Source organism: Nonomuraea ceibae (assembly GCF_019396325.1).
In the GTDB taxonomy this organism is placed as follows: Bacteria; Actinomycetota; Actinomycetes; order Streptosporangiales; family Streptosporangiaceae; genus Nonomuraea; species Nonomuraea ceibae.
Window position 1 is genome coordinate 1 of the sequence record NZ_JAHKRO010000183.1, and the last position, 12,218, is coordinate 12,218.

Here is a 12,218-nt window from a genome sequence, read left to right on the forward strand (position 1 = left end):
CGCCGCGGCCGTCGCCGTCGCCCTGCTGGTGACGGCGGCGGCGTGCGGCCAGGGCGGGGGGCAGGTCGGGGGGCAGGTCGAGGGGCAGGGGGCCGAGGGCGCCGCCGCGCGGCGGCACCTGTTCGTCGTGGCCGGCGGCGAGCTGGTGACCGGGCCGGACCGGGTGGAGGCCCGCACCGGCGACACGGTCGAGCTGGTCGTGACCTCCGACGCCGCCGACGAGCTGCACGTGCACGGCTACGACCGCGAGGCGGAGCTCGTCCCCGGCCGGGCCTCGACGCTGAGCCTCGTCGCGGACATCCCGGGCGTCTTCGAGGTCGAGCTCCACCGCGGCGGGCTGGTGCTGACCCGGCTACGCGTCAGCCCGTGACCGGCGGCTGAGCTGCCTGCGGTGCACCACGAGGCCGGCCAGGGCCAGCAGCGAGACGAGCCCGAGCTGCCACCAGTTGTCCGGGCTGCCGCCGAGGTCCAGGTCGGCCGCGTGGTTCACCGCGTGCAGCGAGTTGGTGACGAAGAACCCGACCAGCACGATCGAGAGCACGTCGTGCCACACCAGCGCGCAGAGCATCATCAGCCCGATGCCGATCTGGAAGACCCCGGCGTCGTGCAGGAAGTGCACGTGATTGGGGAACTGGGCGAAGACCGCGAAGCCCGCGGGGTCGATGCGCATCCACACGCCGAACACCAGCATCGTCAGCGCGCCGACCACGACGGCCACCTGGACGAAGATCCTGGCCGGCCTGCTGTAGCCGTTCATCATGATTTGTCCCTTTCCTGTGCTTGATCTGGTGATAGGACGAGCGCCCCCGGCGGCGTGTGACACGGCTCAGCCCGCGGACATCAGCGTGATGCCGAGGCCCGTGTAGACGACCATGAGCGTGAGCATCGGGTACTGGCCGGTCCGCAGCTCCCCGGCGCGCACCACCTCCAGCGCCCGGTCGTGCGCGGCCACCACGCCGCCGATGTGGCCGAGCACGATCGCGCCCACCTGGACGGCGGCGATCAGCGACGGCGCCAGCACCGTGTAGTCGACGGCCGCGTCACCGACGCCGAACAGGTCCCAGCCGAGGCCGAACGGGTCACCGGCCAGCAGCCAGCCCCGCTGCCCCTCGAAGACGGCGAAGGAGAAGTAGTGCGCGACGCTGTAGCCGACCATGACCGGCACCAGCGAGTGCGTGAACGCGTCGGCCACGCCCGCCGACGGCCGGGCGTACGGCCTGGTCATCCGGAGCGCGTCACGGTAGGCCAGGTGGTTGAGCGCGATCACGACGCCGAGCGCGGCCGTGGTCAGCAGCGTCGCGGCCGGGCCGCCGAGCACGCCGGTGATCCCGGTCCACACCGGCAGCCTGCTGAAGCCGTCGTACATGGTGCCGCCCAGCACCACGAGCGCCAGCGCGGTCTGCCCGGCGTCGGCGCGACCGGCGCGCAGCCCGGCCGGGGGCGTCCGCAGCACCAGCCGCCCGGCCTCGTCCCTGCCGATCGGCGACAGGGCGGCGAGCAGCCCGGCGTACACCTCGAAGGAGTCCGCCCGATCGAACCAGCGCGGCCCGAACACGGCTCCGGCCACCGTGTGCGCCAGCGCGTACCCGGTCACGAAGAGCGCCACCGCGCGCGGTGAGCCGGGGTCGGGGGAGGCCAGTTCGAGCCAGAGGAAGGCGGCCATGCCGGCGACCGCCGGCAGGGAGCCGGCGCGGCCGGACGGCGGCTCGCGGCGCGCCGCCTCCGGCAGGAGCCGGCGGACGGCGGCGGCGAGCGCGCGCACCGGGTTCACCAGCCGCCAGAGCGGCCCGAACAGCAGCGACACCGGGATCAGGCCGACCCAGAACCACACGTAGAACCAGGCGGGCGCCGGGTTGCGCGCCGGGTCGGCGGCGCCGAACCAGGCGGTGGCCAGCAGCAGCGCGAGCGCCGCCAGGCCCGCCGCCCTGAGCAGCGCGCGGACGGCGGGGGCACCGGCGATCCGCTGCGCGGCCCGGGGCAGCGGCACGCCGCCCGATCGCTGCCGCTGCCGTGGCCGCAGCACCGACACCGCGAAGAACGCGATCAGCACCGCCCCCGCCCCGGCGTAGAGCGCCAGCCAGAGCGGGATCGGCAGATCCGACCGCCCGCCGATCCCGTGCGCGAGAATCACCGCAGCCCCTCCCCCAGTCGTCCGTCAGTGAGCAGACGGCGGCGGGCGGCCCGATGTGACATCCGTGCGGTATCCGGCCTGCCGCAGGATGGCCACGAAGTACGCCTTGACCGCCTCGGCGCTCTCGGTGTCGGGGTAGGCGCCGAGGTGGTGCAGCACCGCGCCGTTGAGAAGCTGCTGGACGGTGTCGGGGTCGCTCTCGCGCGGGAGCTGGCCGCGCTCGCGCGAGCGGCGCAGCGCCGCGTGCTCGGCCGCCGCCCGCCGCCCGCCGTGGGAGTTCCGGTACGCGCGCGGCAGCTCGGGGTAGTCGTCCACGGCCCCGTACAGCCGCCGCAGCATGCGCCGGTTGCGGGGGGTGCTCAGGTAGGCCGCCCAGTTGTCGAGCATGCGGTCGATGTCCGGCCAGTCGAGCGCCCCGGGGCCGTGGTCGTGGTGCACCGACTCGATGGCCTGGATGAGCAGGGCCGTCTTGCCGGGGAAGCGCCGATAGACGGTGGCGCGGGTGACTCCGGCGCGCTGGGCGATCTGCTCGATGCTGGTCTGGCTGGCGCCGCGCTCGATGAGCAGGTCGAGCGCGGCGGCCAGGACCGCCGCGTCCACCTCCCTGCTGCGCGGCCGGCCGGGTCGTCTCATGGCCGCGCTAGCCCGCCTTCGTGACCAGGGCGTCGAACGCCCGGTCGGGCAGGATCCGGTGCATCGCCAGGAGCGTTCTGGCCAGGTAGCCGACCGGGTAGCGGGACTTGGGCCGGGGCGATTCGGCCGCGGTCCTGATGGCCCGGGCGACCACGGCGGGCGGGGAGCCCTTGGTGTTGCCCTCGGCGCGCCTGGCCATCGACTCGGCGAGCGCGCCGTAGGCCCCGCCGCCGGAGGTCTCGCGCAGCTCGCGCGGCGTGTCCTCCTCGAACTCGGTGCGGATGATGCCCGGCTGCACGACCACCACGCGGACGCCGAACGGCAGGCATTCCTGGCGCAGCGAGTCGGACCAGGTCTCCAGGGCGTGCTTGGAGGCGTGGTACCAGGCGACGAGGGGCAGCGAGATCTCGCCGGCGATCGAGGAGACGTTGACGATCGTGCCGGAGCGGCGCTCGCGCATGTGCGGCAGGACGAGCTGGGTGAGCCGGGCCGGGCCGAAGAGGTTGACCTCGAACAGGCGGCGGGCGCGGTCGACGGGCACGTCCTCGACGGCGCCGTGCAGGCCGGTCCCGGCGTTGTTGACGAGCACGTCGATCCGGCCGTGCTCGTCCAGGACGGCGGCCACGACGCGGGCCAGGTCGTCGTCGCTGGTGACGTCCATGGCCAGCGGGTGGGCCCCGGCCTGTCGCAGCCCGGCCATGCGGTCGACGCGGCGCGCGGCCCCGTACACGATGTGGCCGGCCCGGCGCAGCTCCAGCGCGGTGGCGTGGCCGATGCCCGAGGAGGCTCCGGTCACCAGGCAGATCTTGGCAGTCATGGGGACGTCCTTCCCTGTTGGCGTGTCCCGATTTCAATACAGTACAGTGCTGTATTGAAATCGGATGAGAGACGGGATCAGCCATGAGTGCCTACGTACTCGGGTTCCAAGACATCGACAAGACGCACCTCCCCTTGGTCGGCGGAAAGGGGGCCAACCTGGGCGAGCTGTCCGCGATCCGCGGGGTCCGCGTGCCGCCGGGCTTCTGCGTCACCACCGGCGCGTACGAGCAGGTCGTCGAGCGTGACCCGGCGGTCGCCGCGCTGATCGACGGGCTGTCCGGGCTGCGGGCCGACGACCGGGCCGGAATCGCCGCCGCCGCCGCCCGGCTGCGCGCCGCCATCGAGGGCCTGACCGTGCCCGAGGAGATTCGGCACGACATCGTCCGCCACCTCGGCGGGATGGGCGGCGACGAGGCGCCCTGCGCGGTGCGCTCCAGCGCCACCGCCGAGGACCTGCCCTCCAGCTCCTTCGCCGGCCAGCAGGACACCTACCTGAACGTGCGCGGCGCCGAGGCGATCGTCGACGCGGTGCGGCGCTGCTGGGCGTCGCTGTTCACCGACCGGGCCGTGGCCTACCGCATCCAGAACGGCTTCGGCCATCGCCTGGTCCGGCTGTCGGTGGTCGTGCAGCGGATGGTCTTCCCCGAGGCGGCGGGCATCATGTTCACCGCCGACCCGGTCTCGGCCAACCGCCGGGTGGTGTCGATCGACGCCGGGTACGGGCTCGGCGAGGCGTTCGTGTCGGGGCTGGTCAACGCCGACAACTACCGCGTCAGGGCGGGGCGGATCATCGACAGGAAGATCGCCACGCAGACGATGGAGCTGCGCGGGCTGCCGTCCGGCGGCACCGAGGAGCTGCCGGTCGAGCCCGCCCGGCAGTCCGCGCAGAAGCTCGGCGACGAGCAGATCCTGCTGCTGGAGCGCCTCGGCCGGGAGATCGAGGCGCACTTCGGCCGCCCCCAGGACATCGAGTGGGCGCTGTACGACGGCGCGTTCCACGTCCTGCAGAGCCGCCCCGTCACCACGCTCTACCCCGTGCCGCCCGCCGGCGACGACAAGAACCACGTGTACGTCTCCTACGGGCACCGGCAGATGATGACCGACGCCTTCGCGCCCCTCGGCCTGTCGTTCTTCGCGCTGCTGCACGACAAGCTGGGCCGCACGGCGGGCGTCGTGGCCGGCAACCGCTTCTACAAGGACGTCTCGGCGGAGCTCACCTCGGCCTGGGCCAGGCCCGCCACGCTCAAGAGCCTCGACCAGGTCGACGTGCTGATGGCCAACGCCCTGCGGGCCGTGCTCACGCGCAAGGACTTCGTCGCCGGGCTGGCCCGCGGCAAGACCTCGATGCTGGACTTCGGCGAGGGCGGCGTGCTGCCGATCGCCAAGCAGTATCTCAAGCTCGCCCGCGAGGACGACCCGCGCGTCGTGCCCGACCTGATCGCGCACACCGAGGCGACCGTGGCGCGGCTGCGGCGCGAGATCGCCGGGAAGTCGGGCGACGAGCTGTTCGCCTGCATCGTCGACGACCACGACGTGCTCGCCGAGCTCACCTTCGACCCGCGCAGCGTGGCGGCGGCCTTCCTCGGCATCCAGTCGGTGAACTGGGTCAACAAGCACATGGAGTCCTGGCTGGGCGTCAAGAACGCCGCCGACGCCGTCGCCCAGTCCGCCGACCACAACGTGGTGGCCGCGATGGGGCTCGACCTGCTCGACGTCGCCGACGCCGTCCGCGACCATCCCGAGGTGCTGCGCTACCTGGAGACGGCCCGGCGCGACACCTTCTACGACGGCCTGGCCGGGCTGGAGGGCGGGGCCGAGGCCGCCGGCGCCATCCGCCGCTACCTGGACACGTACGGGATGCACTGCGCCGGCGACATCGACCTGACCAGGACCCGGTGGAGCGAGGACCCGACGCTGCTCGTGCCGCTCATCCTCAGCAACATCCGCAACTTCCCGCCCGGGGAGCGCCTCCGCAAGGCGGAGCAGGGCCGCGCCGACGCCGAGCGCACGATGGCCGACCTGCTCGCCCGCCTGCGGGCGCTGCCCGGCGGCGCCGGCAAGGCGAAGAAGGCGGCCAAGAAGATGAGCCTGATCCGGCACTTCATCGGCTACCGCGAGTACTCCAAGCACGCGCTGCTCCTGCGCTACGAGGTCTACAAGCGGGCGCTCATGGAGGAGGCGGCCAAGCTCGCCGCGCGCGGGGTCGTCCAGGCGCCCGAGGACGTGTACTTCCTGTCCATCGAGGAGTTCAGGAAGGCGGTCAACACCGGCGAGCTGGACTACTCGCTCATCACGCGGCGGCGGGAGGAGCACGAGACGTTCCAGAAGCTGACCCCGCCGCGCGTGATCACGTCGGAGGGCGAGGTGATCTCCGGCGCGTACGAGCCGGGCTCGCTGCCGAAGGGGGCGCTGGCGGGCATCCCCGTGTCGTCGGGCGTCGTGGAGGGCCGGGCGCGGGTCATCCGCAGCATGGCCGAGGCCGACTTGGAGGACGGCGACATCCTCGTCACCGTGTTCACCGATCCGAGCTGGTCGCCGCTGTTCGTCTCGGTCAAGGGCGTCGTCATGGAGGTCGGCGGGGTCATGACGCACGGCGCCGTGGTGGCCCGCGAGTACGGGCTGCCCGCGGTCGTCGGCGTGGAGGGCGCCACCCGGCGCATCGAGGACGGGCAGCGCATCCGGGTCAACGGCGGCGAAGGGTACGTGGAGATCCTCTGAGACCGCCGGGGCGGCGCCGCCCCGGCGGGTCGTCAGCGGGCCTTCAGCCCCTCGGGCACGCTCCGGTGCACCGGAGCCCAGCCCAGCTCGCGGGTGGCCTTGGCGTGCGAGACCCGCGTCGTGGTGTCGATCAGCAGGCAGCCCAGGTACGGCACCGCCAGCCGGATCAGCCACCTCGGCGTCACGACCGGGCGCGGGGTGCCGTGCGTGCGCGCCACCGTCATCAGGAAGTCGCGCCAGCTCATCGGCTCGTCGTCGACGATGTTGTACGCCTCCCCCGGCCTGCCGCGCTCCATCGCCGCGACCGCGGCCGCCGCGGCGTCGGCCACGTGGACGAAGGACGTGGTGCCCGTCCTGCCGCGCGGCAGCACCGGCGCCCGCTTGCGCATCATGTCGGCGAACATGTCGCTGAAGGCGTTCTTGCCATAGAACATGCCGTAACGCAGGGCGATGCCCTCGATGCCCTCGGCGGCGAACACCTGCCGCTCGGTCGCCACGCTGGAGTCCGTCACCAGGTCGGCGACGGTACCGACGTGCACGCCGAACTCGTCCTCCTCGGTCAGCAGCCGCTCGCCGTTGTCGCGGTAGCCGTAGCCGGTGATCAGCGACTGGGTGACGAACCGGTGCGCGCCGACCACCCGCGCGGCGTCGAGCAGGTTGGCGGTCCCCCGGCCGCGCAGTGCGATCGTCGGGTCGTCGGGAGTCAGCCTGCGCGAGGCGTTGCGCAGCGCCGTGGCCTGGTGCATCACCACGTCGGCCGACACCCCGTCGACGGCGCGCAGCAGCGCGTCGCGGTCGAGCACGTCGGCGATCACGGCGACCGCCCCGCCGTCGGTGACGAGCCGCCGCTTGGCGGGATCGCGGATGACGGCGACCACCTCGTGCCCGGCCCCGGCCAGCGCCGACAGCAGCGGCACCCCGATCGCGCCGGTCGCCCCGGCCAGCAACACCCTCATGAAGACCTCCTCGTCTGTTGGACAGCACGGGGAGGACGGGACAGCGGCCCGCGATGTGACAGCACCGGCCTTGATATCTGTTTGGATATCAAAGGGCGATTGATATCGGTCTTGGACAGTCTGTGGATGCCTGTGCTGTCATGGCCGCCATGTCCAGGTCGCATTCCCGTACCCGTATGTCCGGCGTCACCCGGCTGGCCGCCGCCGCCACCGCCGCCGGGCTGGTCGCCGCCGCGCTCGCCCTGCCCGCCGTGGGCGGCTCGGGCGCGGTGCTCGTCGCGGGCACCGAAGCGCTCAACTTGCGCCCGGAGGAGCTGGTGGAACCGCCGCTGGCGGAGAAGACCACGGTGTACGACGCCGAAGGCCGCAGGATCGCCCAGTTCTACGCCCAGGACCGCAAGGTCGTCCCGCTGGTGCGCATCGCCGAGGTGATGCGCACCGCCATCGTCGCCATCGAGGACGACCGCTTCTACGAGCACGGCGCCATCGACGTCGAGGGCACCGCCCGCGCGCTGGTCAAGAACCTCACCTCCGGCGGCATCAGCCAGGGCGGCTCGTCCATCACCCAGCAGTACGTCAAGCAGGTGCTGTTCAACGCGGCCGGCACCGAGGCGGAGAAGAACGCGGCCCTGGAGGCCAGCTACGCGCGCAAGCTGCAGGAACTGCGCCACGCCATGGCCGTCGAGCAGAAGTACACCAAGGACCAGATCCTGGAGAAATATCTGAACATCGCCTACTTCGGCGCGGGCGCCAACGGCGTCGAAGCCGCGGCCAGGCGCTTCTTCGGCGTCTCCGCCGCCCGGCTCGACCTCGCCCAGGCCGCCACCCTGGCCGGCGCCGTCCAGGACCCCAACGCGACCTCGCCCGACCGCGGCGCCAAGGCCCGCGAGCTGCTGCGGCAGCGGCGCGACGTGGTGCTCGACCGGATGGCCGAGCTGGGCCGGATCACCCCCGCGCAGGCCGTCGCCGCCAAGGCCCGCAAGCTCGGCTACAAGGGTGTCAAACAGCCCAACGGCTGCCAGGAGAGCCGCTACCCGTACTTCTGCGAATACGTCCGGCACGAGCTGCTGTCCGACCCCGCCTTCGGCAAGACCCGGCGGCAGCGTGAGGCCGCCTTCAGCCAGGGCGGGCTCAAGGTCCACACCACGCTCGACCCCGCCGCCCAGAAGGCCGCCGAGGCCGCCATCAAGAAGCACGTCCACGCCTCCGACCGGGCCCTGGCCGCCGAGGCGCTGGTCCAGCCGGGCACCGGCGCGATCCGGGCGATGGCCGCCAGCCGGCCCTTCGGCGGCTCGGCGCGCAAGAACGAGATCTCCTACAACGCGGTGGCCGACATGGACCACGGCGGGCTGATCGGCTTCCAGGCGGGCTCGACGTTCAAGACGTTCACGCTGATCGAGGCGCTCAAGCAGGGCATGAAGATCGACGACGGCATCACCGCCGGCGCCGGCTACACCGCGCCCGCCGCCGCCTCGTTCACCGACTGCGCGGGCCGCAAGGTCGGCGACCCGTCGTGGACCGTCACCAACGACGAGGGGTCGCCCGGCTTCAAGACGCTCGCCACCGGCACCTGGGGCTCGGTCAACACGTTCTTCATGGAGCTGCAGGAGCGGGTCGGCCTGTGCCCGACGGTCCAGACCGCCAGGTCGCTCGGCATCAAACGGGCGGACGGCGAGGAACTGCGGGAGTTCGAGACGTTCACGCTCGGCATCAACGAGAGCGACCCCGTCACCGTGGCCACCGCCTACGCCGCCATCGCCGCGCGCGGCACGTACTGCCCGCCGATGGCCATCACCAAGGTCGTCGGCCGGGACGGCAAGGCCACCACGTTCCGGCCGCGCTGCGAGCGGGTGCTCGACGCCGGGGTCGCCGACGCCACCGCGCACATCCTGTCCGGGGTGTTCACGCACGGCACGATGAGCGGCGTCGGCGGCATCGGCCGGCCCGCCGCCGGCAAGACCGGCACCACCGACGGGTACGCCAGCGCCTGGTTCGCCGGGTTCACCCCGGACCTGGCCGGGGCCGTCAGCATCGGCGACCCGCGCGGCTCCCAGCGCCACAAGCTGACCGGCGTCACCATCGGCGGACGCTACTACGGGTCGGTCCAGGGCGCCTCGCTGCCCGGCCCCATCTGGAAGGACACGATGATCGCCGCGCTGCGCGGCGTGCCGGCGACGCCGTTCACGCCGGTCGACGCGGACCGGTTCGGCGGCTGCGACCTCGGCTGCGCGCCGGCCGCCGACCACCCGGACGACGCCACCGCCGAGCCGGCCGCCGACGACGACGCCGCGTTCTAAGCCGACGTCCCCCTAGTCGACGTCCACGTCGTCGAGGTGGCTCAGGAGGCGTGACAGCACGCGCAGACAGGCAGCGATCTCGGCCTCGGTCAGGTCGCCGCCGATCTGCCTCAGCATGGCGCGCTCGCGGTCGAACACGGCGGTGATCGCGGCCTGGCCCGCCTCCGTCAGCCGGATCAGCGACGACCTCCGGTGCGCCGGGTTCGGCACGAACTCGACCAGCCCGCGCGCCGCCGCGTCGTTGGTCATGCGCTGCACGAACTGGCGGCTCAACGCCTGGTCGCGGCCCATCTGGGGGACGGTCATGGGGCCGTGCTCGCGCAGCATGTTGAGCACCGCCCGCACGCCCACCGACAACCCCTCGATCGGGGCGTCCAGCTCCACCTTGCGCTGGGCGCGCCGGTAGAGCGGGCCCACCAGGTCGAACACCTCGGTGAGCCGGTCGGTCACCGCGTCGCCACTCTCGCTCATGATGACACCTTAGTTGCCATGTTGGGCGGAAGATGACACCTTGGTTGTCATGAGTGAGTTGTTCTGGACCGAATCCGGCACCGGCCGTCCCCTCGTCCTCCTGCACGGCGGGTTCCTCCACCACCGCATGTGGGACGACCAGATCCCCGCCTTCGCCGAGCGCTTCCGCGTCATCGCCCCCGACGCCCGCGGCCACGGCCGCTCCCCCAACGCCACCGAGCCCTACCGGCTCACCGACGACCTTGCCGCCCTGCTGCGCCACCTCGGCACCGGGCCCGCGATCCTCGTCGGCGTCTCCATGGGCGCCGCCACCGCCGTCGACACCGCGCTCGAACACCCCGACCTCGTCAGCGCCGTCGTCGTCACCGGAGCCGGGACCAGCGAACCGTACTTCACCGACCCCTGGACCACCCGGGCCTGGACCGGCTGGCAGGCCGCCATGGCCGCCGGCGACCTGGACGCCTCCGTCGAAGGACACCTGCTCTTCGCCGCCGGACCGCACCGCGCGCTCGACACCCTCGACCCCGACGTGGTCACCCGCCTGCGCCGCATGGCCCGCGAGACCATGTCCAAACACGCCCCCGGCGAGCCGAACCACCTCGTCCCGGTCCACGACACCTGGGAGCGGCTCCCGTCCGTCCGCGTCCCCGTCCTGGCGATCAACGGCTCCCTCGACTCGCCCGACCACCTCGGCATGGCCGACCGCCTCACCACCACCGTCCCCCACGGCAGCACCCACACCATCGACGGCACCGCCCACTACCCCAACCTGGAACAACCGGACGCCTACAACAAAACCCTCGAATCCTTCCTCCACACCCTCTGACCCCCCGAGAGCGCAACGCCCCCGCCCCAGAACCGGAGCCGCCCGGGGTGGCCCCCCGCGCCCCACCCAGCGCGCCCCCGGAAGGGACGCACCCCACGGGGCGGCCTCCCAAACGAGAGGCCCCCGAAACGGGACGAGCTCCGGCCAGAGGACGCCGGTCCCAGCCGGGGGACGCTGGCCCGACGCGGGCGCGCCCGTACAAGCGGGAACGGCCTCCCCGGAAGGCGGCCACCCCGTAGGCAAGCCCGAAGGGACGCCGGGGCGGGTGCGGGCTGCACTCGGGAGGAGCGAGCGCCGGGGCTTCGGTTATGGGGTGGGGTCGGGGATGGAGTGGGCGATGGTGCGGGCGGCGTACTCGAGCCAGGCGGGTTGGGCGGCCACCGGAAGGGGCCGGGCGAGGGCGTCGAAGAGGACGCCGTCGAGCTGGGCGACGAGCATGCGGGCCGCGTCGTCGGCGCCGGGCACCCCGGCGGCGCGCAGGCCGGTGGCGGCGAGGTGGAGGAAGCGGGCGCCGGCGGCGTCGAGCTGGGCGCGGAGGGCGGCGTGGCGGGCGGCGTCGAGGTAGAGCTCCATGCGGGCCCGGGTCCGGGTCCGCGCCGGTCCGAGCCAGTGGGCGAGCAGCCCGGCCAGCGTCGCGGCGACCCGTTCGCGGCTGCTCCACGCGTCGGGCGGCAGGCGTACGATCGACGCCTCGTCCAGCTCCAGCATGCGGGCCAGCAGCGCGTCGAGCAGGGCGAGGCGGGTGCGGAAGCAGCTGCTGGTGCTGCCGGGCGGCAGCCCGGCGCGGGCGTCGACGGCGCGGTGGGTGAGGCCGCGCATGCCTTCGTCGGCGAGGACCTCGATGGCGGCGTCGGCGGCCCGCCGGCTGCGGGGGGTCATGGGCTGGGCTCCACGGTGACGGGGACGCCGTTGAGCACGGCGGTGCCGCTGAGCTGGTCGAGCGCGGCCGGGTCGGTAAGGGCGTTGACGGGGGCGCCGGGCAGGTGGCGGGCGCGGGTCAGCCGTACGCCTGGCAGGTCGTGGCCGTAGCCGTGGGGCAGGCTGACGGTGCCGGGCATGAGGTCGTCGCTGGCGGCGACCTCGACGGTCACCTCGCCGGTCGTCGAGCGGACGCGCACCGGAGCGCCGTCGGCGAGGCCGCGGGCGGCGAGGTCGGCGGGGTGCATCAGCAGGTGGTGGCGCGGGCGGCCTTTGGTGAGCCGGGCCGAGTTGTGCATCCACGAGTTGTTGTCGCGCAGGTGGCGGCGGCCGATGAGGAGCAGTGTCCCGGGCTCGGCGGGGGTGAGCAGGTCGGCGGCGGCCTGCCGGACGGCTTCGAGGAGCGGCGGCGGGGCGGCGCGCACCCGCTTGCGCGGGGTGCGCAGCCG

General features: G+C 73.2%; 12 protein-coding genes. 4 read left to right on the forward strand and 8 right to left on the reverse strand.

Annotated elements, in window-relative coordinates; genetic code table 11:
- On the forward strand, positions 1 to 370 hold a 370-nt coding region (locus KME80_RS47660; protein WP_504739737.1), incomplete at its 5' end, for a cupredoxin domain-containing protein.
- On the opposite strand, the gene KME80_RS47665 is transcribed toward KME80_RS47660, so the two are convergent.
- The 4 genes from KME80_RS47665 to KME80_RS47680 all read right to left on the reverse strand — a co-directional run bounded on the left by KME80_RS47665 (position 353) and on the right by KME80_RS47680 (position 3,581).
- Positions 353 to 760, reverse strand: a complete 408-nt coding sequence (locus KME80_RS47665; RefSeq protein ID WP_219518882.1) for a hypothetical protein — start codon at positions 758 to 760, stop codon at positions 353 to 355. The genes KME80_RS47660 and KME80_RS47665 overlap by 18 nt on opposite strands.
- 66 nt (positions 761 to 826) lie before the next feature.
- A complete protein-coding gene (locus KME80_RS47670) occupies positions 827 to 2,131 on the reverse strand; it encodes a hypothetical protein (RefSeq protein WP_219518885.1) in 1,305 nt (434 codons plus the stop codon).
- Positions 2,132 to 2,155: 24 nt separating this feature from the next.
- Positions 2,156 to 2,764: a TetR/AcrR family transcriptional regulator gene (locus tag KME80_RS47675; RefSeq protein ID WP_219518888.1), complete on the reverse strand. Its 609-nt coding sequence runs from the start codon at positions 2,762 to 2,764 to the stop codon at positions 2,156 to 2,158.
- 7 nt (positions 2,765 to 2,771) lie between these two features.
- Positions 2,772 to 3,581 (reverse strand): oxidoreductase, encoded by an 810-nt coding sequence (locus tag KME80_RS47680; RefSeq protein WP_219518891.1) that lies wholly within the window; start codon positions 3,579 to 3,581, stop codon positions 2,772 to 2,774.
- An 83-nt stretch (positions 3,582 to 3,664) separates the two neighbouring features.
- On the opposite strand from KME80_RS47680, the gene rph reads away from it, so the two are divergent.
- Complete coding sequence (gene rph, locus KME80_RS47685) at positions 3,665 to 6,301, forward strand: rifamycin-inactivating phosphotransferase (protein WP_219518894.1); 2,637 nt, start codon at positions 3,665 to 3,667, stop codon at positions 6,299 to 6,301.
- A 32-nt stretch (positions 6,302 to 6,333) separates the two neighbouring features.
- Here the strand turns inward: rph and KME80_RS47690 are convergent, their stop codons facing one another.
- A complete protein-coding gene (locus tag KME80_RS47690) occupies positions 6,334 to 7,257 on the reverse strand; it encodes an NAD-dependent epimerase/dehydratase family protein (protein ID WP_219518897.1) in 924 nt (307 codons plus the stop codon).
- Between the two features lie 176 nt (positions 7,258 to 7,433).
- Here KME80_RS47690 and KME80_RS47695 point away from each other — a divergent pair, with 176 nt between their 5' ends.
- Positions 7,434 to 9,554: a transglycosylase domain-containing protein gene (locus tag KME80_RS47695; RefSeq protein WP_219518900.1), complete on the forward strand. Its 2,121-nt coding sequence runs from the start codon at positions 7,434 to 7,436 to the stop codon at positions 9,552 to 9,554.
- 12 nt (positions 9,555 to 9,566) lie between these two features.
- On the opposite strand, the gene KME80_RS47700 is transcribed toward KME80_RS47695, so the two are convergent.
- A complete protein-coding gene (locus tag KME80_RS47700) occupies positions 9,567 to 10,025 on the reverse strand; it encodes a MarR family winged helix-turn-helix transcriptional regulator (protein ID WP_219518903.1) in 459 nt (152 codons plus the stop codon).
- 49 nt (positions 10,026 to 10,074) lie between these two features.
- On the opposite strand from KME80_RS47700, the gene KME80_RS47705 reads away from it, so the two are divergent.
- The gene (locus tag KME80_RS47705) at positions 10,075 to 10,851 is read left to right on the forward strand and encodes an alpha/beta fold hydrolase (RefSeq protein ID WP_219518905.1); all 777 of its coding nucleotides are present in this window, start codon (positions 10,075 to 10,077) and stop codon (positions 10,849 to 10,851) included.
- A 306-nt stretch (positions 10,852 to 11,157) separates the two neighbouring features.
- Here KME80_RS47705 and KME80_RS47710 read toward each other — a convergent pair whose 3' ends face one another.
- Together KME80_RS47710 and KME80_RS47715 are read right to left on the reverse strand one after the other, a co-directional pair.
- Positions 11,158 to 11,730, reverse strand: a complete 573-nt coding sequence (locus KME80_RS47710; protein WP_219518908.1) for a TetR/AcrR family transcriptional regulator — start codon at positions 11,728 to 11,730, stop codon at positions 11,158 to 11,160.
- Positions 11,727 to 12,218: molybdopterin dinucleotide binding domain-containing protein (locus tag KME80_RS47715; protein ID WP_281427534.1), on the reverse strand; the 492-nt coding region annotated here is incomplete at its 5' end. The genes KME80_RS47715 and KME80_RS47710, both read right to left, overlap by 4 nt.

Bases quoted from the DNA above. Each gene is read 5' to 3' on its own strand.
- KME80_RS47695 (WP_219518900.1), top strand. From the start codon at position 7,434: ATGTCCGGCGTCACCCGGCTGGCCGCCGCCGCCACCGCCGCCGGGCTG.
- KME80_RS47675 (WP_219518888.1), bottom strand. From the start codon at position 2,764: ATGAGACGACCCGGCCGGCCGCGCAGCAGGGAGGTGGACGCGGCGGTC.
- KME80_RS47700 (WP_219518903.1), bottom strand. From the start codon at position 10,025: ATGAGCGAGAGTGGCGACGCGGTGACCGACCGGCTCACCGAGGTGTTC.
- KME80_RS47665 (WP_219518882.1), bottom strand. From the start codon at position 760: ATGATGAACGGCTACAGCAGGCCGGCCAGGATCTTCGTCCAGGTGGCC.
- KME80_RS47690 (WP_219518897.1), bottom strand. From the start codon at position 7,257: ATGAGGGTGTTGCTGGCCGGGGCGACCGGCGCGATCGGGGTGCCGCTG.
- KME80_RS47680 (WP_219518891.1), bottom strand. From the start codon at position 3,581: ATGACTGCCAAGATCTGCCTGGTGACCGGAGCCTCCTCGGGCATCGGC.
- KME80_RS47710 (WP_219518908.1), bottom strand. From the start codon at position 11,730: ATGACCCCCCGCAGCCGGCGGGCCGCCGACGCCGCCATCGAGGTCCTC.
- rph (WP_219518894.1), top strand. From the start codon at position 3,665: ATGAGTGCCTACGTACTCGGGTTCCAAGACATCGACAAGACGCACCTC.
- KME80_RS47705 (WP_219518905.1), top strand. From the start codon at position 10,075: ATGAGTGAGTTGTTCTGGACCGAATCCGGCACCGGCCGTCCCCTCGTC.